This is a genomic window from Pseudomonas benzenivorans (genome assembly GCF_024397895.1).
Lineage (GTDB): Bacteria > Pseudomonadota > Gammaproteobacteria > Pseudomonadales > Pseudomonadaceae > Aquipseudomonas > Aquipseudomonas benzenivorans_A.
The window spans coordinates 4370404-4394446 of record NZ_CP073346.1 but is presented as its reverse complement, the minus strand read 5'-3'; the positions used below and the strand labels follow the sequence as shown (position 1 = coordinate 4394446).

3 protein-coding genes are annotated in these 24043 nt (G+C 62.9%); 1 reads left to right on the top strand and 2 read right to left on the bottom strand.

Features of this window, described 5'->3' with window-relative positions:
• Nucleotides 1–9: 9 nt before the first annotated feature.
• Complete coding sequence (locus KDW96_RS20480; protein ID WP_255838059.1) at nt 10–10770, bottom strand: peroxidase family protein; 10761 nt, start codon at nt 10768–10770, stop codon at nt 10–12.
• Between the two features lie 1181 nt (nt 10771–11951).
• Here KDW96_RS20480 and KDW96_RS20475 point away from each other — a divergent pair.
• A complete protein-coding gene (locus KDW96_RS20475) occupies nt 11952–12899 on the top strand; it encodes an IS481 family transposase (protein WP_255838057.1) in 948 nt (315 codons plus the stop codon).
• Here KDW96_RS20475 and KDW96_RS20470 read toward each other — a convergent pair.
• Nucleotides 12896–23704, bottom strand: coding sequence for a peroxidase family protein (locus KDW96_RS20470; protein ID WP_255838055.1), 10809 nt, complete (start codon nt 23702–23704; stop codon nt 12896–12898). The genes KDW96_RS20475 and KDW96_RS20470 overlap by 4 nt on opposite strands.
• Nucleotides 23705–24043: the final 339 nt, after the last annotated feature.

Here is a 24043-nt window from a genome sequence, read left to right as displayed (position 1 = left end):
CAGCGCACCCTACAGAAGCGCCAGGGTGAAGTCGGCTTGGGTGATGGTGGTGGCATCGGCGATGCCGACCAGGCGGATGGAACCGCCAGCGACCGACACCAAGGTGTCCGCGCCGACATCGGCGATGGTCACGTTGGTTGCGAAGTTGGCGTCAGTAACACCCAACGCGGCGATGTCGAGCAGGTCCTGGCCGCCGGTCGGATCATCGTCGAAGTCAATGATGCGGTCGTCGCCGAAGCCTACTCCGAACATGAAGGTATCATTGCCGAGGCCGCCAATAAGCGCATCGTTGCCGGCTCCTCCATTGAGTACGTCATTGCCGCTACCACCATAGATGGAGTTGGCCAGGGCGTTACCAGTGCCTGTGAAGTTACCACTGCCGCTGTACACCAGGTTCTCGACATTGGCTCCCAGCGTGTAGCTCAGGAGTCCTGTCCAGATCGTGTCCATGCCTTCGCCAGCAAGCTCGATCACTACGTCCCCGGCATCGGTGACTTCATACACGTCATTGCCGACGCCACCGATCATGGTGTCGTTACCCTCGCGACCTCTGAGGATGTCGTTGCCAAGACCACCAATAAGCGCATCGTTGCCGGCTCCTCCACTGAGTACGTCATTGCCGCTACCACCATAGATGGAGTTGGCCAGCGCATTGCCGGTACCAGTGAAATTGCCGCTACCGCTGTACACCAGGTTCTCGACATTGGCTCCCAGCGTGTAGCTCAGGAGTCCTGTCCAGATCGTGTCCATGCCTTCGCCAGCAAGCTCGATCACTACGTCCCCGGCATCGGTGACTTCATACACGTCATTGCCGACGCCACCGATCATGGTGTCGTTACCCTCGCGACCTCTGAGGATGTCGTTGCCAAGACCTCCAATAAGCGCATCGTTGCCGGCTCCTCCACTGAGTACGTCATTGCCGCTACCACCATAGATGGAGTTGGCCAGGGCGTTACCAGTGCCTGTGAAGTTACCACTGCCGCTGTACACCAGGTTCTCGACATTGGCTCCCAGCGTGTAGCTCAGGAGTCCTGTCCAGATCGTGTCCGTACCTTCGCCAGCAAGCTCGATCACTACGTCCCCGGTGTCGGTGACTTCATACACGTCGTTGCCGACGCCACCGATCATGGTGTCGTTACCCTCGCGACCTCTGAGGATGTCGTTGCCAAGACCACCAATAAGCGCATCGTTGCCGGCTCCTCCACTGAGTACGTCATTGCCGCTACCACCATAGATGGAGTTGGCCAGCGCATTGCCGGTACCAGTGAAATTGCCGCTACCGCTGTACACCAGGTTCTCGACATTGGCTCCCAGCGTGTAGCTCAGGAGTCCTGTCCAGATCGTGTCCATGCCTTCGCCAGCAAGCTCGATCACTACGTCCCCGGCATCGGTGACTTCATACACGTCATTGCCGACGCCACCGATCATGGTGTCGTTACCCTCGCGACCTCTGAGCGTGTCATTACCAAGGCCACCAATGAGCGTGTCATCACCTAGACCGCCATTCAGTACATCATCACCAGCCAACCCCTGAATCACATCATCAAACGCCGTGCCATTAAGCACGCCATCATTGGCGATCGTATCAGTAATCAGGTTGACTACCCCCGCAGTCGGCAGCGAAGTCACCGTCTCCAGGTTGCCGAGGTCATCCGTATAGCTGACCACGACGCGCAGCTCTTGGCCGGTCAATCCCAGGCTCGGCGCGAAGGAAGCAGCGGTTGCGCCCAGGATATTGCTGAACACCCCGCCAGTACCCGCCTGCCACTGATAAGACAGCACCGGCTGCACCGGCCCATCCGGATCGGTGAAGGCGCGGGTGGCCGTCAGTTGCTGACCAACATTCGGCGTGGTGTCGCTGATCAGCATGGTGCCGACCGGTGCGTCATTGACCGAAACTGGAGCAACCAGACCGGTTGGCGCCGAGAACACGGTCTCGAGCACGCCGTTGGTATCCTGGTAGACGGCCTTGACCCGCAGTTGCAGTCCAGCCAGGTCTTCGGTCACGCGGAAGGTCTGATCATTTGCATGCTCATCGCCCAGGCCGGTTATCACCACGATGTCCTCATAGACACCGGTGGCGGTGAAATCGGCTTGCCACTGGTAGCTCACCGGGCCGGTTACACGGCCGATGCCAGGGTTGTCGGCGTCGGTCACCGTATCGACGTTAGCCGAGAGCAGGGAGCCAACTTCCGGGGTGTTGTCGTTGATCGACGCCAGGCCCACCGGTTCTTCATTCAGGCCGGGCACCAGCACCACCGACTGGTCGTTGAACTGCAAGCGCTCGATGTTGCGCAGGGTGTCGCTGCCCTCGACGCCGCCCAGGCCATCCGGGCCGTTGTCGGTGACAGTGAAGGTGCCGTTGGCATTCTCGATGATGGTGTAGTTAGCCAACGGACCTGCGTACATTGCTGTATCGAAGTTGAAGCCGCCATCTCCAGGCAGGATTTCCCGAACGATGACCAGCTGGCCCGGATTGATGATGCCGGCGAACACGTCGTCCACCAATTCCGCCATGCTGTTGGCACTGCCAATCTCTGCGCCGGTGCCGTCGCTGTTCTCGCGCACGCTGATGCGGACGTTCATCCACAGGTCGCCGTCGATCAGGTCGTCGCCGCCATTACCTTGCAGCAGGTCGCTGCCGTCGCCACCGAGGATGATGTTACCGGCGCCGAACGAGGTCACAGTCGGTATGGTCGGCGTACCAAGCATGCCGTCGAGGAAGCCCTGCAGGCCTTCGACGAGCGAGATGTTGGTCAGCACGCTGCCGCGGAAACCGGACGCCGCGATCATGGCGGCATCGAAGTCATCGCCCAGCAGAATGTCACTGTGAGCCGAACCGGACAGGCCTTCCGTGGACTCGAAGCGGGCAAGCGACGAGCCGTTGGACGGTGGCAGAATCACTTCATTGAAGGCGCGCAGGCGCATGTCGACGTAGGCACCTTCCGGGTTATCCCGGAACAGCGCCCAGTCGAAGCCCGAGCCACCGATGTAGCGGTCGGTCGGGCCACCATTGCCCATCATGACGTCATCGCCGCCCTCGCCATTCATGCGGTCGATACTGCCGCCGCCGATGAACACATCGTTACCGATGGTCGCATCCAGCCCGCGTACATCGAAGTTGTCCCCCGCGCTGCCGTCGGCCATGCCCAGCTCGAGCCAGTCGTCGCCCTCGTTACCGAACACGAACTCGTCGGCGATGTCGCCCAGGATGAAGTCGTTGCCCGGGCCGCCGAAGGTCTCGTCGCCGTCTTCACCGGTGACGATGAAGTCCTTGCCGAAGCCGCCGAGGATCAGGTCGATGCTGTTGCCGCCATGAATGGCGTCGTTGCCATCACCGCCCTGCATATTGTCCTCGCCACCCTGGTCGGTGAGGATGTCATCGCCGGCGCCGCCGAGGACGATATCGTTACCGTCGCCCCCTTCGAGCCGGTCGTTACCCTCATCGCCATGCAGGGTGTCGTCACCGATGCTGGAGATCATGATGTCATCGAGGGCGGTACCGCCGAGAACAATGTGCTCGTCACCGGTGTAGCGCAGGTAGTTGGTATCTGCCCCCGGGGTGTCTGGGTTGTCGCGGATCACATCCGGGGTCAATAGAACCCCGCTGTCTGGGTCATCTCGACCGTCAATGCCAAGCCCGGTGAACTGCTGGGTCTGGTCGACCTCGAGGATGAAGCCCGGGGTCGAGAACACGTCACCCGGCAGGTGCGTGGCATCGGTGTTGGCCATGATCATGCGGGCGAAGGAGTTGTTCTCCAGTTCAGAGAGGAAGTTCAGCCCCGCGGTGCGCTCCAGGTAGTAGAAGCGGTCGCCGTTCTGCAGTTTCTCCAACTGGTTCTCGAACACGAAGTTGAAGGTCGAGCCGAGCATGCCGCCAAACGGCATCTGCCGCTCGGCCAGGCCACCGACCCAGAGGTCGATGTCGTCGACGCCGGTGGTGGTCAGGCCATCCACCATGGCGTAGATGCCGGTGCTGTTGAGGAAGGCGACACGGTCGACGTCGTCGGCCACGAAGGTTCGCTCTGCGCCACCGACACCGCCGGCATTGATCACCGCACTGCCGCCCAGTACCAGCGCCGCGGCCACCGCGCGCTTCTCGGCCAGGGTGTCGACATCGGCTGCCAGCAGTTCGGCATGGGTGCCGTAGGCGGCGATGAAGTTAACCAGCGAGGTCGGATGACGCATGTTCATCGAGAAATCGACCCAGCTCGAATAAGGCGTGAGCTGGCTGTCGCCGGTGTTCTCCCAGAAGTCGCGGCGCGCCGCGTTAAGCGAAGGCGTACCGGTATCCCGGGCCCGGGCGATGTTGATCGCAGGCAGGTCCAGCGGTAGGCCCAGCAGGTTGTTGCGCAGGGCCTCGGTGACGAAGTTGTCGATCTCGTTACCGGCCTGGCGGGTCACGCCGCGGGCGATGGCGCCCGCCGCCTCTTCTGGGGTCAGGGTGCCGTTCTGGCTGAACTCCAGCGGATTGAGGAAGGCCTGGATCAGGCCGACCTCGCTCGAGACGTAGTTAGGATCCAGGCGATCGACCGTTTCCAGCAGCATGGTGTGGCCGAAGCGGTACACGGCATGGGCGAACTCGGCAACGATCGCCGGGTTGATCTCGCCGTTGTAGCCCTGACCCTCGCCGAGGAACACGTCGACCTGCGGCTGGATCTTGCGGGCGAATTCCTCGAACACCAGATGCTGATATTCCATCTCGGTGGTGAACTTGGCCACGTGGAACAGGCGCTCGCCGTTCCACTGGAGCGCGTCGATCTCGAGCTGGGTGGTCGGCAGCGCCGCGATCGGGGTGAGCAGCCAGTTATTGATGAAGTCGACATCGTTCGACGCCAGCACCACGTCCTTGGTGTGCGCCACCACGCGGTTGTGCTCGGAGTGGAACACATGGTGGACGGAGGTCAGCGCGATGTTCTCGTTGACCCGGCCGTCGCCGGCCATGAAGTGCGCTTCGAGCAGCTCGTTATCGAAGGAGCCTGCAGTCGGAATAGGATCGCCGGTAACCGGGTCCACACCATTGGACAAGCCAACCGCAGTATCGGTATCGGCCGTCCGAGGCATGCCGTCCGGGCCGAACGGATTGGCCGAATGGGCGATATCCACCAGGAAGCTATGGCCGGTGCGCACAGCCGTCGCGGTGCTGATCGGCGCAGACGGATCGCCCTCGACCAGCACATCGTCCGCCGTACCAGGCAATCCATCGGGTCCCACTGTGACCAGCTGCACGCGGCCATTATCGCCCGGAATGAAGTTACCGTAGGGATCGACCGCCACCAGCGGCACATTGAGGGCATCGTGGTCGCTGAGCTCGATACCGAGGATATCGCGGGCCTGGGCCTTGACGATCGCCCAGGTGGCCATGCCGCCGATGTCCGTATCGTCGGCGGTGCCGAAGATGCCGTCTGCGCCGACATCACGGTTGGTGATCAGCTCGCCAGTTGCCACCGGTTGGGTCCCATTGAGCTCGTAAGCGCGCAGGAACACTTGATGCGCGGGGTGCGAGGCATAGGTCTGGTTCTGATCGACGAACGGCGAGGTCTGGTTGTTGTGAATGTGGATGTCATCAGACGTACCCAGCACGCCGTCAGCGCCCGGCTGCACGTCCACGTTGGTGGCGCGGGTCAGCAGCATGAACTGCTGGCCCGGGTTGGTCAGCTCGTCGCCGGTACCGGCGATGCCATCAGGACCGTGGGTAATCAGCGGATCATCCGGCTGCAGCGGCACGAACACGTTACCGTTGCCGCCCTTCTGCACCAGGTCCAGGCCGTGGTCGAAGAACTGGCCGAAGAAGGTAAACCAGGCGTTGAACGGCGCCGACAGGCCCTCATCCGGCGCCGTATTGGGGATGGTCAGGGTCTGGCCACGCGGTATTTCCACGCCATCCAGATCGAGAATCCGCGGGGTGCCATCGGCGTTGAACAGCGGATCGCCGGTGACCGCATCGAGCATCTGAGTGCCCAGACCAGCATCGAGGAAGGCCTGCACGGCAGACGGATTGGTGATGGTCTGGTCGGCAATCAGGTTGCTGATGATGCGCGGATCGGCGTCGGCCACATCGGTGGTCGAGGCGTAGTTGGTATTAGTGACAGGACCGAAGCTGTCGCCATCCTGGTCATCGCGGAACTGCTGATCCAGCAGCAACGGGAAGCCTTCATCGGTCGCACCGAAGCCGCTCTGTCCCTGCACCAGGTTGTTGAGCGAACCATCCACCGTACGCAGGCCGAACGGCACCCGCGAGTTGGGCAGCAATGACAGCAGGTCCGCGCCTGCGGCGTGCTGCTCGGAGATGAAGATCTGCTCGAGGATGAACTGCAGGTCCGAACGGATCAGGTGCAGGCCGCCGCCGGGGCTGACCGTCGGTGATTCGGCGGGTATGGCCGCCGGGGTCGGGAAGACGCCGTCCGCCACCGGCACGGTCGCAGCGGAGAACACCATCTCGGTGGTGCCGGCATCATCCCGGTAGATGGCCTTGACGCGCAGCGCCAGGCCTTCCAGGTCCGGAGTCACGCGGAAGGTATTGCCCAGCTGGGTCGCCGGGTTGCCGCCGCCCAGGGCGACGATGTCCTCGAAGACGCCATCGCCGAAGGTGTCGACCTGCCAGATATAGCTGATCGGCCGGCCGCCAAGTGTGCCGCCGGCATTGTCGCCATCGGTGATACCGGCAACCGATGCGCTCAGCAACTGGCCCACCTGCACCGCACCGCTCACCTGAATCAAACCGTCTGGTGACCAGTTGCCGAACTGCTGGGTACCGGCGACCTGCTCGACGAACTCGCCGGTGGTGTCGTCGCGCACGAAGGCGATATCGTTGAATTGCAACCGCTCGATACCGCGCAACTGGTCGACGCCGTCACCGTCGAGGAACAGGTCGACTACTGTGAACACATCGTCGCTGAGGTCCGCCGTGCCCTTGTCATCGCGGCTGATCACGTAGTCATCCAGCACCACGCCCAAGTCCGGATCCAGGCTGGAGAAGTTGCCGGTAAACACCGCGGTGTCGAAGCTGGCCGTATCGACCAGAATCTCCCGCACGATCACCAGCTGGCCCGGGTTGTAGGTGCCGTTGAGCATCAGCGGGATCATCGGCTTCATGCTGTCGAAGCTGGCGATCTCCGCCCCTGTGCCGTCGAGATTCTCACGCACGCTGATACGCACGTTGAGGGTACGCTCGCCGTCGATCAGGTCGTCGCCGCCGCGACCTTCGATGATGTCGCTGCCGCCACCGCCGAGGATGATGTTGCCGCCACTAAAGCTGGCCGTGCCCGGTGCCAGCATGTCGTCGAGGAAGGCCTGCAGGCCGTCGATCATGGCGATGCCCGCGGCATTGAGGGTGCTGTTCTGGGCACCATCGACGTTGATGGTCGCAGCATTGGAATGGTCGCCGCGCAGGATGTCGCCCTCGGCGGAACCGAACAGGCCTTCGACCTGAACGAAGCGGTCGAGGATGCCCTGGTTGGACGCCGCCACCGGCGGCTCGATCAGGTCACTGACCAGCATGTCGACGCTGACGCCGAAGCGGGCGAACTTGTAGCCGACCCAGTCGAAGCCACCGCCGCCGCCGAAGTGATCCTCGCCCTCGGAGCCCATCATGATGTCGTCGCCGCCCTCGCCGTCGACTTCGTCGAAGCCGCCGCCGGTGATGAACACGTCATGGCCGGCGACGGTGCTGGCCTCCTGCGGGTCGAAGTTGTCGCCGCCGGCACCATCGGAGGTGCCGAGCTCGATCCAGTCGTCGCCCTCGTTACCGAAGGTCGGCAGGTTCAGTGGCGAGCCGTAGATGAAGTCGTCGCCAGGACCGGCAAAGGTCTCGGACACGTCTTCACCGGTGATGATGAAGTCCTTGCCGAAGCCACCGAGAATCAGGTTCTCGCCGTTACCACCCTGGATCACGTCGTTGCCGTCGTTACCCTTGAGTACATCGTCGCCACCCATGTCGGTGATGATGTCATCGCCATCACCGCCCTCGATGACGTCGTTGCCGTCACCGCCCTCGAGGCGGTCGTTACCCGCGTCGCCCCACAGGGTGTCGTCGCCGATGCTGGAGATCAGGGTGTCGTCGCCATCGGTGCCGCCGAGCACCACGTGCTCGTCACCGGTGTAATGTAGGTAGTTGGTTTCCACCGCGTCGGTGCCGGGATCGTCGCGGATCACCAGCGGAATCAGCGGGTCGTCACCGACCGGGTCGGCCATGCCGAGCCCTTCATTGAACTGGCGGGTCTGGTCGGCCTCGAGAATCAAGCCAGGGGTCGAGAAGATGTCCGCCGGCAGGTGCAGCGCATCGGTGTGGCGCATCACCAGCTTGGCGAAGGAGTTGTCTTCCATCTCGGTGAGGAAATTCAGGCCGGCCAGGCGGCCCAGGTAGTAGAAGCGGTCGCCGCTCTGCAGCGCCTCCATCTGGGTCTCGAAGACGAAGTTGAAGGTCGAGCCGAGCAGGCCGCCGAAGGGCATCTGCACCTCGGCCAGGCCGCCGATCCAGAAGTCGATGTCATCGACGCCGGTGGTGGTCACGCCATCGGCGCCACTGGCCCACATCCCGGTGCCATTGAGGAAGTCCAGGCGATCATCCGGGACTACGCTGTCACCGTTCTCATCGACGCCGAATACCAGCTCCATGGCGGCGGCACGCTTGTCCGCCATGGTGGTGGCATTGGTGATGGTCGAGTGGGTGCCGTAGGCGGCGATGAAGTTGATCAACGACAGCTCATGCTTGAGATTGCCCAGCAGGTCGACCCAGCTGGTATAGGGCTTGAGCTGGCTGTCGGCGGTCGCCTCGTAGAACGAACGACGCGCCGCGTTCAGCGACGGTATGCCGGCATCCCGCCCGCGGGCGATGTTGATGGCCGGCAGGTCCAGCGGCAGGCCGAGCAGATTACTGCGCAGCGCGCCGGTGACGAACTCGTCGACCTCGTTACCGGCCTGGCGGGTCAGCCCACGCACCAGGGCGCCGGCGGCCTGTTCGGGGGTGACGGTTACGCCACCGACCTGATCGAACGCCAGGGGATTGAGGAAGGCCTCGATCAAGCCCATGTCACTGGAGACAAAATTAGGGTCCAGGCGGTTGACCGTCTCGGTCAGCATCGAGTGACCGAAGCGGTAGACCGTATGGGCAAACTCCGCGACGATGCTCGGATCGATGGTGGCGTCGAAACCATCCGGCGCCAGGAACTCATCCACCTGGGGCTGGACCTTACGGGCGAACTCCTCGAACACCAGGTGCTGGTACTGCATCTCGGTGCCGAACTTGGCGGCCTGGAACAGCCGCTCGCCGTTCCAGTCCAGTGTCGACAGGTCGGCCGGAACCGCGGCCACCGGGGTCAGCAGCCACTGGTTGAGGAAGGCCAGGTCGCCGGCATTCGCCGCCTCGATCGCGACCTCCTTGGTCAGTTCGACCAGGCGGTTGTGCTCGGAATGGAACACATGGTGAATCGCGGTCAGGCCGATGTTCTCGTTGACCCGACCATCGCCGGTGATGAAGTGGGCATCGAGCAACTCGTTATCGAAGGTGCCAGGCTCCGACAGGCCGAGTGCGCTGTCGGAGTCGGCGGCCAGCATGTCGCCGGTCTGGCTATCGATGGGGTTGGCATCATGGGCGATATCGACCAGGAAGGCCTGGCCGGTGCGCACCGCGCCGGTCAGGCTGATCGGCGCCAGGGGGTCACCTTCCACCAGGAAGTCGTCGGCGGTACCCGGAATCCCGTCTGGCCCGAGCATCACCACTTGCGGGTAGCCGTTCACACCGGGAATGAACTTGCCGTAGGCATCGGTGGCCAGCAGCGGAAGATCGGTCACGTCGGCATCGGTCAGGTCAATACCCAGCAGCGCACGCGCCTGGGCCTTGACCACGGCCCAGGTGGCCATGCCAGTGCCGAGCACATCGTCCGCGGTGCCGAACTCACCGTCGGGTCCGAGGTCCCGGTTGTTGATCAGCCTGCCGGTCGACACCGGCTTGCCGGACGCATCCAGCTCGTAGGCGCGCAGAAATACCTGGTGCGACGGGTGCGAGCTGTAGGTCTGGTTCTGATCGACGAAGGGCGAAGTCTGGTTGAGGTGCTCGTGCACGTCATCCGCGGTGCCGAGGATGCCATCGGGACCCGGCTGGTTGGTCGCCCGCGTCAACACCATGAAGTTGGTCGTACCGCCTGGAACAAACAGCGGGTCGTCAGGCTGCAGCGGCATGAACACCAGGCCACTGCCACCCTTCTGCACCAGGTCGAGACCGTGGTCGAAGAACTGGCCGAAGAAGATGAACCAGCTGTTGAACGGCGCCGACAAGCCCTCGTCAGGCGCGGTATTGGGCAGGAACAGCGATTGCCCGGCCGGCACCTCATTACCATCGATGTCCAGCAGGGTGCCGACGGGGAACGGTATACCGCCGCCGTCGAGCTGGCTGCCGTCTGCCAGAACGCCCATGCCGGCATCGACGTACGCCTGCACCGCTGCGGGATTGGTAATGGTCTGATCGACGATCAGGTTGGAAATCGTGCGCGGTTGCGAGTCGATCACCATGCCACTCGTCTGGGCGTACGAGGTGCCGGCTTCCGCCGGACGGAACACCGGATCGAGCATGCGCGGGAACAGGTTGTCGGCCGCACCGAACTCAGTCTGCCCGTTAAGCAGGTTGTTGTTGGAGCCATCGACGGTGCGCAGCCCGAAAGGCACCAGGGTATTGGGAAGCAGCGACAGGATGTCTTCGCCGTTCGCATCGCCCTCTGCGATGAGGATCTGCTGCAGAATGAACTCAAGGTCGGATTTGATGAAATTAGCCATGACTTTTTCCTCAAACTGGCTGCAACCGCTCAAATTCAGGCTGCAAAAGACCGCTCCGCTATTTCGCGAAGTGAATGAATTACTTGGCTTTATCTAAAGACGCCCTTACCCGCCGAGCTGGCGATTAGGCACAGCCCTTACTGGACGGTTAGTGAGGAGCAGCCCTAGGGCTGCAGGCGCCTGTCAGGCGGAGCTACGTCGAAGACGGGGTCTGAACGGTGAACGGAGATGACCTGACGCTGCGACACTCAGACCTCCGTCTCGATGATGTACGAAATTGCCTCTGTCCACGGTGTTACTCCTGAGTTGTACGTTGGCAAGGACAGATGTCGGCGCCCTCTCACCTTCGCCGGACAGCTGCCATGGACGTCTTTCTCTTTTCACACTCTTTTTACACTCCATGGCCCTTAGGAAAGTTCCACACCAGGGAGTTGTCAAGGAATTGTCTAAACACCACACGACCCAACACAAACACCATAACAATCTGTTTTATATGAACTTTTTTATAGTATTAGCCAAATAGACGTGAGGGTTTTCTCGACGAATGCAACGAACTCATCGCGCATGAGCTGCACCTCTCATCGCCTCCAGGGCGGCTGTACACTGGAATCAGCACGGAAACTACCCAGCAAGGTGCTCCCTTGATCAGTAGCGCGATACGCCTGTCTCAGCGGCGCTCAGGGCGCTCACGGCCTTCGCTCGCCGCACACCGCCAATGCCCGGACTCGATGCCTCGGTAGCTTGCTCAAGGGCTGGGAAGCGCGGACAAAGCATGGAGATCTCAGCTAGCCAACTGGCTGAGGCGAGCAGCTAGGACAAGGGGGGCTAACGGGAAGCCATGTGGCTGCAGAATGCCTGTTGCGGGGAGCGCTTCTGCCTCATTACCGAGAGATCTTCCAGAGAGATGTCGCCGGCGCATGGGCCGGTGCGGTAGAGCGTTGCTGTCAATGGGGTGAGAGGCCCACCGACAGCAATATTGAGGATGTACCGACCGGGATTGCCCGGACCTGCCGTGACCAAACACTGGGCGGAGCCTTGGCAGTGCGTTGTTTCCAGCGCACTGCCAATGACCTCTGCCCCCCCTGGCGGACGCCCTAGATGTGATCTCTCAGTAGGTTGTTCATCCGGGGCATTCCCGGAATTCTGGAAGTGCGACCAACCTAGCCTTCCAGGAGCCCCGGATGAACCTGCATAAACATGCCCGTCTTACCCCTCGCGGTCGAGCCCTTTTGGTTCGGCGCATCCAGCACGGCTTGCGGGTCGAAGAAGCCGCCCAGGCGGCCGGTGTGAGCGTGCGAACCGCCTACAAATGGTTGCGGCGCTTTCGAGAGGAAGGCGAAGCGGGATTGATGGATCGCTCGTCACGTCCGCAGCGCTGCCCGCATGCCACACCCGATACCGTGGTCGAGCGCCTGATCGAGCATCGACGCAGCCGCAAGACTTACCGGCAAATCACCAGAGAATTGGGCTTGGCCGTCAGCACCGTGGCTCGCCGCCTGCGGCGGGCCGGCTTTCATCGACTGGCTGAGCTGGAACCGGCGCCACCGGTGGTTCGCTACGAGTACCCGACACCCGGAGATCTGCTGCATCTGGATATCAAAAAGCTGGGCCGCTTCTGGCGACCCGGCCATCGGGTCACCGGCGACCGACAGCAGAACTCCGACGGCGCGGGCTGGGAATTCGTCCACGTGGCCATCGACGATGCCAGCCGCATCGCCTTCAGCAGTTTGCATCCCGACGAGCGTGGCCGCAGTGCTTGCCAAGCCCTGCTCCAGGCGCTGCGCTACTACCGCGGCCTGGGCATTCGATTCACCCGCGTCATGACCGACAACGGCAGTTGCTATCGCTCACGCAGGTTTCGGCGCCTGCTCAAACGATTGGGGCTGCGCCATCTGCGCACCAAGCCCTACACCCCACGCACCAACGGCAAGGCCGAGCGCTTCATCCAGACCAGTCTGCGTGAGTGGGCCTATGCCCGTAGCTATGAAAGTTCGGCACAGCGAGCACAGCACCTGATGCCCTGGCTACATCACTACAACTGGCACCGGCCACACGCCAGCCTCGGCTACCAACCACCAATCAGTCGCGCTCCACTGCCACTGAGCAACGTACTGGGTTTACACAACTAGACCGCCAGGATAAAGTCCGCCTGGGTGATGGTCGTCGCATCGTTGATACCCACCAGCCGGATGCTCCCGCCACCGACCGACACCAAGGTGTCGGCGCCGACATCGGCGATGGTCACGTTGGCGGCGAAGTTGGCGGCGTTCACACCCAGAGCAGCGATATTGAGCAGGTCTTGGCCATCGACCGGGTTGGGGTCGAAGTCCAGGATCTGATCGTTGCCGAAGCCGGGACCGAAGACGAAGGTGTCGTTGCCAGAGCCTCCGATGAGAGTGTCATTGCCAAGTCCACCTATGAGCGCATCGTTGCCGGCTCCTCCATTGAGTACGTCATTGCCGCTACCACCATAGATCGAGTTGGCCAGGGCGTTACCAGTGCCTGTGAAGTTACCACTGCCGCTGTACACCAGGTTCTCGACATTGGCTCCCAGCGTGTAGCTCAGGAGTCCTGTCCAGATCGTGTCCGTGCCTTCGCCAGCAAGCTCGATCACTATGTCCCCGGCGTCGGTGACTTCATACACGTCGTTGCCGACGCCACCGATCATGGTGTCGTTACCCTCGCGACCTCTGAGTATGTCGTTGCCAAGACCTCCAATAAGCGCATCGTTGCCGGCTCCTCCATTGAGTACGTCATTGCCGCTACCACCATAGATGGAGTTGGCCAGGGCGTTACCAGTGCCTGTGAAGTTACCACTGCCGCTGTACACCAGGTTCTCGACATTGGCTCCCAGCGTGTAGCTCAGGAGTCCTGTCCAGATCGTGTCCATGCCTTCGCCAGCAAGCTCGATCACTACGTCCCCGGCATCGGTGACTTCATACACGTCATTGCCGACGCCACCGATCATGGTGTCGTTACCCTCGCGACCTCTGAGGATGTCGTTGCCAAGACCTCCAATAAGCGCATCGTTGCCGGCTCCTCCATTGAGTACGTCATTGCCGCTACCACCATAGATGGAGTTGGCCAGGGCGTTACCAGTGCCTGTGAAGTTACCACTGCCGCTGTACACCAGGTTCTCGACATTGGCTCCCAGCGTGTAGTTCAGGAGTCCTGTCCAGATCGTGTCCGTGCCTTCGCCAGCAAGCTCGATCACTATGTCCCCGGCGTCGGTGACTTCATACACGTCGTTGCCGACGCCACCGATCATGGTGTCGTTACCCTCGCGACCTCTGAGTATGTCGTTGCCAAGACCTCCAATAAGCGCATCGTTGCCGGCTCCTCCATTGAGTACGTCATTGCCGCTACCACCATAGATCGAGTTGGCCAGGGCGTTACCAGTGCCTGTGAAGTTACCACTGCCGCTGTACACCAGGTTCTCGACATTGGCTCCCAGCGTGTAGCTCAGGAGTCCTGTCCAGATCGTGTCCGTGCCTTCGCCAGCAAGCTCGATCACTACGTCCCCGGCGTCGGTGACTTCATACACGTCGTTGCCGACGCCACCGATCATGGTGTCGTTACCCTCGCGACCTCTGAGGATGTCGTTGCCAAGACCTCCAATAAGCGAATCGTTGCCGGCTCCTCCATTGAGTACGTCATTCCCCGCCAACCCCTGAATCTCATCATCGAACGCCGTGCCATTGAGCACATCATTCCCTGCCGTGCCGACAATCAAATTGACCACCGCCGCCGTCGCCAGCGATGTCACCGTCTCCAGCGTCCCGAGATCATCGGTGTAGCTCACCACCACCCGCAACTGCTGCCCTGCCTGCGCCAGGGTCGGCGTAAAGGTGGCAGCGGTGGCGCCGGCAATGTTGCTGAAGGCGCCACCGGTCCCGGCCTGCCACTGGTAGGACAGCACCGGGTTGGCCGGGCCGTCCGGGTCGGTGAAGGCCCTGGTCGCCGTCAACATCAGTCCGGTCCGTGGGCTCATGTTGCTGATCAGCATGGTGCCCACCGGCGCATCGTTGACCGATACCGCCGCCACCGGGTCGGTCACTGCCGAGAACACGGTCTCGAGCACACCATGAGCGTCCTTGTAGACCGCCTTGACCCGCAGGCTCAGCCCGGCCAGGTCATCGGTGACCCGGAAGGTCCGCCCTGTCGCACGAACATCGCCAAGGCCGGCCACCTGGATGATGTCCTCGAAGACCCCAGTGCCGGTGAAGTCGGCCTGCCATTGGTAGCTCACCGGTCCGCTGACGCGGCCCAATCCCGGGTTGTCGGCGTCGGTCACCCCCTCGACTCCGGCTGCCAGCAGCGAGCCGATTTCCGGGCTGTTGTCGTTGATCGACGCCAGGCCCACCGGCTCTGCGTTCAGCCCCGGAACCAGCACCACCGACTGGTCGTTGAACTGCAGCCGCTCGATGTTGCGCAGGGTGTCGATGCCATCTGGGCCAATGATCCCGCCAGGCAGCAAGTCCTCGCCCAGGTCTTCTACCGTGAAGGTGCCATCGCCGTTCTCGATGATGAGGTAGTTGGCCAGCGGCCCCGAGTACATGGCCGTGTCGAAGTTGAAACCGCCATCGCCCGGGAGGATCTCACGGACGATCTGCAGCTGGCCGGGATTGATGGTGCCGGCGAACACGGCATCCAGCAGGGTCAGGCCGGCCGGCGTGCCGGCCAGGGCCCCGGATTTGTTCTGCAGAACGCCAGTCATGCTGTCGGCGCTGGCGATTTCGACGTTGCCGGCGTTGCGCACGCTGATACGCACGTTCAGCCACAGGTCGCCGTCGATCAGGTCGTCGCCGCCGTTGCCCTGGATGAGGTCGCTGCCGTTGCCGCCGAGGATGATGTTGCCGGCGCCGAATGAGGTCACGACCGGCACCGCCGGGGTGCCGAGCATGGCATTGAGGAAGCCCTGCAGGCCGTCGATGAGGGCGATGTTGGTCAGCACGCTGCCCCTGAAACCTGAGGCGGCGATCATGCCCGCGTCGAAGTCATCGCCCAGCAGAATATCGCTGTGGGCCGAGCCCGACAGGCCCTCCATCGACTCGAAGCGGGCCAGCACCGAGCCGGTCGAAGGCGGCAGGATAGCTTCGTTGAAAGCCCGCAGGCGCATGTCGACATAGGCCCCGGCCGGGTTGTCCTTGAACACCGCCCAGTCGAACCCGGAGCCGCCCAGATAGCGGTCCGTCGGGCCGCCGTTGCCGACCATGATGTCGTCGCCACCCTCGCCGCCCATGCGGTCGATGCTGTCGCCGCCGATGAACACGTCGTTGCCAATGGTGGCGTCCAGCCCGCGCACATCGAAGTTGTCGCCGGAGCTGCCGTCGGCCATGCCCAGTTCGAGCCAGTCGTCGCCTTCGTTACCGAAGATGAACTCGTCGGCGATATCGCCCAGGATGAAGTCGTTGCCCGGGCCACCGAAGGCCTCGTCCGCGTCCTCGCCAGTGACGATGAAGTCGTTGCCGAAGCCGCCGAGGATCAGGTCGATGCTGTTGCCGCCGTGGATGGCATCGTGGCCATCGCCGCCCTGCATATTATCCTCGCCACCCTGGTCGGTCATGATGTCGTCGCCGGCGCCGCCGAAGATGATGTCGTTGCCGTCGCCACCTTCGAGCCGGTCGTTGCCTTCATCGCCGTGCAGGGTATCGTCGCCGATGCTGGCAATCAGGATGTCGTTGCCATTGGTACCGCCGAGCACCACGTGCTCGTCACCGGTGTAGCGCAGGTAATTGCTATCGCCCCCCGGGGTCGCCGGGTTGTCGCGGATCACGTCTGGCCGCAGCAGCGCGCCGCTGTCCGGATCGGCCCTGCCGTCGGCACCGAGGCCGGTGAACTGCCGGCTCTGGTCGACCTCGAGGATGAAGCCCGGGGTCGAGAATACGTCACCCGGCAGGTGGGTGGCGTTGGTGTTGGCCATGATCATGCGGGCGAAGGAGTTGTTCTCCAGTTCGGTGAGGAAGTTCAAGCCCGCCGTGCGTTCCAGGTAGTAGAAGCGGTCGCCGTTCTGCAGTTTCTCCAGCTGGTTCTCGAACACGAAGTTGAAGGTCGAGCCGAGCATGCCGCCGAACGGCATCTGCCGCTCTGCCAGGCCGCCGACCCAGAGGTCGATATCGTCGACGCCGGTGGTGGTCACGCCGTTCACCATGGCGTAGAGACCGGTGCTGTTGAGGAACGCCAGACGATCGCCGGGGATGGCGTCGGCATCGAAAATGCGCTCATCCACTGTACCGGCGTTTATCGTAGCTGTGCCGCCCAGTACCAGTGCCGCGGCCACCGCGCGCTTCTCGGCCAGGGTGTCGACATCGGCGGCCTGCAATCCAGCATGCGTGCCGTAGGCGGCGATAAAGTTCACCAGCGAGGACTGGTGGCGCATGTTCATCGCGAAGTCGACCCAGCTCGAGTACGGCTTGAGCTGGCTGTCGCCGGTGTTCTCCCAGAAGTCGCGACGCGCCGCGTTGAGCGAGGGCACGCCGGTGTCGCGGGAGCGGGCGATGTTGATGGCCGGCAGGTCCAGCGGCAGACCGAGCAGGTTGTTGCGCAGCGCCTCGGTGACGAAGTTGTCGATCTCGTTACCGGCCTGGCGGGTGACCCCGCGCACAATGGCGCCGGCCGCCTCTTCAGGGCTGAGCGTTCCCCCCTGGTTGAACGCCAGCGGATTGAGGAAGGCCTCGATCAGCCCCAGCTCGCTGGAGGCGAAGTTGGGGTCCAGGCGGTCGACGGTCTCGAGCAGCATCGAGTGGCCGAAGCGGTACACCGCATGGGCGAACTCGGCGACGATCGCCGGGTTTATCTCGCCGTCATAGCCTTGCCCCTCGCCGAGGAACACGTCGACCTGCGGCTGGATCTTGCGGGCGAACTCCTCGAAGACCAGGTGCTGGTACTGCATCTCGGTGGAGAACTTCGCCACCTGGAACAGACGGTCGCCGTTCCATACCAGGGCGGCGATCTCGCCCGGGGTGGTCGGCAACGTCGCTATCGGGCTCAGCAACCAGTTGTTGATGAAGTCCACGTCATTCGACGCCAGCACCACATCCTTGGCGTGCTGCACCATGCGGTTGTGTTCGGCGTGGAACACATGGTGCACCGCGGTCAGGGCGACGTTCTCGTTGACCCGGCCGTCGCCGGCCATAAAGTGCGCCTCAAGCAGCTCGTTGTCGAAGAAGCCCGTTGTAGGATTAGGCTCACCGGTATCCGGGTTGTTGCCGTTCGACAGGCCAATCGCGCTATCGCTATCCGCGGTGCGTGGGGCACCGAAGGCGCTGAAGGGATTGGCGGTGTGGGCAATGTCTACCAGGAACATATGCCCGGTGCGCAGAGCACCCACACCATCGGGAGCGGGAGCAGCGCTGATCGGTGCCAGCGGGTCGCCCTCCACCATCACGTCGTCGGCCGTGCCGAAGAGGCCATCCGCCCCCAGGTCGGTCACCAGTTGGGCGAAGCCGTTCGGCCCCGGCTTGAACTTGCCGTAGGCATCGACCGCCACCAGCGGCACGTTGAGCGCGTCGTAGTCGCTGAGTTCGATGCCCAACAGGTCACGGGCCTGGGCCTTGACATCCCCCCAGGTGGCCATGCCGCCGTTGAGGCCCTTTATCAACTCCCCGGTCGCCACCGGCCGGCCGCCGACCATCTCATAGGCGCGCAGGAACACCTGATGCGCCGGATGCGAACTGTAGGTCTGGTTCTGGTCGACGAAGGGCGAGGTCTGGTTCTTGTGGGTATGGATGTCGTCGGCGGTGTTCGGAATGCCGTCTGGCCCCGGCAACACCGAGGTATTGGTGGCGCGGGTGAGCAACATGAACTGCTGGGCCGGATTGGTCAGCTCGTCACCATCATTGAAGATCCCATTCGGGCCATGGGTGATCAACGGATCGTCCGGCTGCAGCGGCACGAACACGCTGCCGTTGCCGCCCTTCTGCACCAGGTCCAGGCCATGGTCGAAGAACTGACCGAAGAAGGTGAACCAGGCATTGAAGGGGGCCGACAGGCCCTCGTCCGGGGCGGTATTGGGGATGGTCAGGGTCTGCCCGCGCGGGATCACCACGCCATCGAGGTCGAGGATGATCGGCGTACCGTCGGCATTGAACTGCGGAATGCCCGACTCATCGACCGCCTGGGTGCCCAGCCCGGCATCGAGGAAGGCCTGCACCGCCGAGGGGTTGGTGATGGTCTGGTCGGCGATCAGGTTGCTGATGATGCGCGGATCGGAGTCGACCACATCGGTGGTCGAGGCATAGTTGGTGTTGGTCACGCCATTGAAGCCGGTGCCTTCGTCTTCCTCGTTGCGGAACTGCTGCGGCAGCAGGAAGGGGAAGTTCTCGTCGGTGGCGCCGAAGCCGCTCTGGCCCTGCACCAGGTTGTTCAGCGAGCCGTCGACCGTGCGCATGCCGAACGGCACCCGCGAGTTGGGCAGCAGCGACAGCAGGTCTTCACCGGCGGCATGCCGCTCTGAGATGAAGATCTGCTCGAGCATGAACTGCAGGTCCGAGCGGATCAGGTGCAGGCCGCCGCCGGGGCTGACCGTAGCCGATTCGGCCGGCAGCAAGGCGGGCGTCGGGAAGACGCCCGCGGCCACCGGGGCTGTGCCGGTGGAGAAGACCATTTCCAGGGTGCCATTGTCATCCTGGTAGACGGCCCTGACTCGCAAGGCCAGGCCCTCCAGGTCCGGCGTCACGCGGAATGTCCTGCCGAGCTGAGTCGCCGGATTACCGCCACCCAGGGCGACGATGTCCTGGAAGATACCGTCGCCGAAGGTGTCGACCTGCCAGATGTAGCTGATCGGCCGGCCATTGAGGGTGCCGCCCGCGTTGTCCTGATCGGTGATGCCGGCCACCGATGCAGTCAGTATCTGGCCCACCTGCACAGCGCCGCTGATCTGGATGTTGCCCAACGGCGAGAAGTTGCCGAACTGCTGAGTGCCGGCGACCTGCATGACGAAGTCGCCGGTAACGTCATCGCGTACCAGGGCGATATCATTGAACTGCAGGCGCTCGATGCCGCGCAGCCGGTCGACGCCATCACCATCGATAAAGGTATCCGTTACGGTGAAAACATCATCGCTGAAGTCGGCGGTGCCTCTTGTATCGCGGCTGATCAGATAGTCCGGAACGCCGAGGGTTGAGAAGTTGCCGGTGAACACCGCGGTGTCGAAACTCTCCGGCTTGAGCAGGATCTCGCGCACGATCACCAGCTGGCCCGGGTTGTAGGTGCCGTTGAGCATCAGCGGGATCATCGGCTTCATGCTGTCGAAGCTGGCGATCTCCGCCCCTGTACCGTCGAGGTTCTCGCGCACGCTGATGCGCACGTTGAGGGTACGCTCGCCGTCGATCAGGTCGTTGCCGCCGCGACCCTCGATGATGTCGCTGCCACCACCGCCGAGAATGATGTTGCCGGCACCGAAGGAGGTGGTCGGGACGCCGAGCATCTCGTTGAGGAAGGCCTGCAGGCCGATGATCCGGGCGATGCCGTCGGCGTTGAGGGTGCTGTTCTGCGGGCCCGCGACATTGATCGTGGCCGCATCGGCATGGTCGCCGCGCAGGATGTCGCCGTGATCGGAACCGAACAGACCCTCGACTTGGACGAAGCGGTCGAGGATGCCCTGGTTGGAGGCCGCCACCGGCGGCTCGATCAGGTCACTGACCAGCATGTCGACGCTCACGCCGAAGCGCGAGAACTTGTAGCCAACCCAGTCGAAGCCGCCGCCGCCGCCGAAGTGGTCCTCGCCTTCGGAGCCGATCATGATGTCGTCGCCACCCTCGCCGTCGACCTCGTCGAAGCCGCCGCCGGTGATGAACACATCATGGCCGAGTACGGCACTGGCCTCCTGCGGGTCGAAGTTGTCGCCGCCTGCGCCATCGGAGGTACCCAGTTCGATCCAGTCGTCGCCTTCATTGCCAAAGGTCGGTCCATTCAACGGCGAGCCGTAGATGAAGTCGTCACCAGGGCCGCCGAAGGTCTCGGAAACGTCCTCGCCGGTGATGATGAAGTCCTTGCCATGGCCACCGAGAATCAGGTTCTCGCCGTTGCCGCCGTGGATCACGTCGTTGCCGTCGTTCCCCTTGAGCACGTCGTCGCCGCCCATGTCGGTGATGATGTCGTCACCGTCGCCGCCCTCGATGACGTCATTGCCGTCGCCACCCTCCAGACGGTCGTTGCCGCCGTCACCCCACAGGGTGTCGTCGCCGATGCTGGAGATGATCACGTCGTTGCCATCGGTGCCGCCGAGGACCACGTGCTCGTCGCCGGTGTAGCGCAGGTAGTTGGCGTCCGGTCCTTCAGTGCCGGGGTCGTCGCGCATCACCAACGGAATCAGCGGGTTATCGCCGACCGGATCGGCCCGGCCATCGAGCCCGAGACCGGTGAATTGCCGGGTCGGGTCCACCTCGAGGATCAAGCCCGGCGTGGAGAAGATATCCGCCGGCAGGTGAATGGCATCGGTGTGGCGCATCACCAGCTTGGCGAAGGAGTTGTCTTCCATTTCGGTCAGGAAGTTCAGGCCCGCCAGGCGGCCCAGGTAATAGAAGCGGTCGCCGCTCTGCAGCGCTTCCAACTGGGTCTCGAAGACGAAGTTGAAGGTCGAGCCGAGCAGGCCGCCGAAGGGCATGCGCTTCTCGGCCAGGCCGCCGATCCAGAAGTCGATCGCATCGACCCCGGTGATGGTCACCCCATCCGGGCCGCTGGCCCAGCCGCCGGTGCTGTTAAGGAAGTCGAGGCGATCGTCCGCGACCATGCCATCGCCGTTTTCGTCGACGCCGAATACCAACTCCATGGCTGCCGCACGCTTGTCCGCCAGGGTCGTGGCATCGACGATTGAAGAGTGAGTGCCGTAGGCGGCGATGAAGTTGATCAGCGACAGTTCATGCTTGAGGTTGCCCAGCAGGTCGACCCAGCTGGTATAGGGCTTGAGCTGGCTGTCGGCGGTCATCTCGTAGAAGGAACGACGCGCCGCGTTCAAAGACGGCACACCGGTATCGCGACCACGGGCGATGTTGATGGCCGGCAGGTCCAGCGGCAGTCCGAGCAGATTGTTGCGCAGCGCGCCGGTGACGAACTCGTCGATCTCGTTGCCCGCCTGGCGGGTCAAGCCGCGCACCAGGGCCCCCGCGGCCTGTTCGGCGGTGACGGTAACGCCACCGAGCTGGTTGAATGCCAGGGGGTTGAGGAAGGCCTCGATCAAGCCCATGTCACTGGAGACGAAACTAGAATCCAGGCGGTTGACCGTCTCGGTCAGCATCGAGTGGCCGAAACGGTAAACCGTGTGGGCGAACTCGGCGACTATGCTCGGGTCGAGGGTGACATTGAAGCCATCCGGCGCCAGAAACACATCGACCTGCGGCTGGACCTTGCGGGCGAACTCCTCGAACACCAGATGCTGGTACTGCATCTCGGTGCCGAACTTGGCGGCCTGAAACAGCCGCTCGCCGTTCCACACCAGGGCGTCGATCGCCGGCTGGGTAGTGGGGGCCACGGCCACCGGGGTCAACAGCCACTGATTGAGGAAGGCCACATCGCCGGCCAGCGCCGCATCGATGACCACCTGCTTGGTGAATTCGACCAGGCGGTTGTGCTCGGAGTGGAACACGTGGTGAACGGCCGTCAGGCCGATGTTCTCGTTGACCCGGCCGTCGCCGGCCATGAAGTGCGCATCGAGCAGTTCATTGTCGTAGCGACCAAGCTCCGACAGGCCAACCACGTCATCACTATCTTCCACTAACAGCGTGCCGGTCTGGCTGTGGAAGGGGTTGGCGGCGTGAGCGATATCGACCAGGAAGGCCTGACCGGTACGCGCGGCGCCCGCCAGGCTGATCGGGGACGCCGGGTTACCTTCCATCAGGAAGTCGTCGGCGGTACCCGGAATCCCGTCTGGACCGAGCATCACCACCTGCGGGAAGCCGTTCAGCCCCGGAATGAACTTGCCATAGGCATCGGTGGCCAACAAGGGGATGCTGGCGACATCGGCGTCGGTGAGATCGATACCCAGCAGCGCCCTGGCCTGGGCCTTGACCACGGCCCAGGTGGCCATGCCGCCGAGCTCCACGTCATCGCCGTTGCCGAACACGCCATCGCCCAGGTCGCGATTGGTGATCAGCCGGCCGGTCGCGACCGGCTTGCCATCGGCATTCAACTCATAGGCGCGCAGGAACACCTGATGCGACGGATGGGAGCTGTAGGTCTGGTTCTGGTCGACGAAGGGCGAGGTCTGGTTGAGGTGCTCGTGCACGTCATCGGCGGTGCCGAGGATGCCATCCGGGCCGGGCTGGTTGGTCGCCCGCGTCAGCACCATGAACTGTTGGCCCGGGTTGGTCAGCTCGTCGCCAGTGCCGGCGACGCCATCCGGACCATGGGTGATCAGCGGATCGTCCGGCTGCAGCGGAATGAACACCAACCCGCTGCCGCCCTTCTGCACCAGGTCTAGGCCGTGGTCGAAGAACTGCCCGAAGAAAGTGAACCAGCTGTTGAAGGGGGCGGACAAGCCTTCGTCCGGCGCAGTGTTGGGCAGGAACAGCGATTGACCGGCCGGGACCGGAATTCCATCTAGATCCAACAGGGTGCCATCGGGAGCCAGAGTGCCAAAGCCAGCATCTACGAACGCCTGCACTGCGGCCGGATTTGTAATGGTCTGATCGACGATCAGGTTGGAGATCGTGCGCGGCTGAGAATCGATCACCATGCCGCTGGTCTGCGTATAGGAGGTGCCGCCCTCGGCCGGCCTGAACACCGGATCGAGCATGCGCGGGAAGGTATTGTCGGCCGCACCGAACTCGGTCTGCCCGGTGAGCAGGTTGTTGAAGGAGCCGTCGACGGTGCGCAGGCCGAACGGCACAAGGGTATTGGGCAGCAATGACAGGAGGTCTTCCCCGTTCGCGTTGGCTTCGGCGATCAGGATCTGCTGCAGAATGAACTCGAGATCGGATTTGATGAAGTTGGCCATTTCTGTTCCCTCGGTGCTCAGTGCACAAAAAACTTGAAACAGGAAGCCACGTGCATGCGTAACCTCGCGCAGGCGTGGCTCAGCGTTGCAATACAAAGAGTCAGTGATGTGAGGGAACCGGCCGAACGACGCTCCTCACCGACCGCCGAAGCGAATCAGTGCCCTATGAGGGTTGGCTTTGTCCCGTCAGCGCCGAGGGAATACTCGGCGTTGAGCCTCAGATGCCTGGAGGCCCGTGGAATTGTGGGTCGAAGAAGTGCCCTAGCGTTGCCAGTCTGACTGGCGGGTGACCCGAGATGCTGCTCATGATGTTTCTCGATCATTAGTGGCTGGCACAAG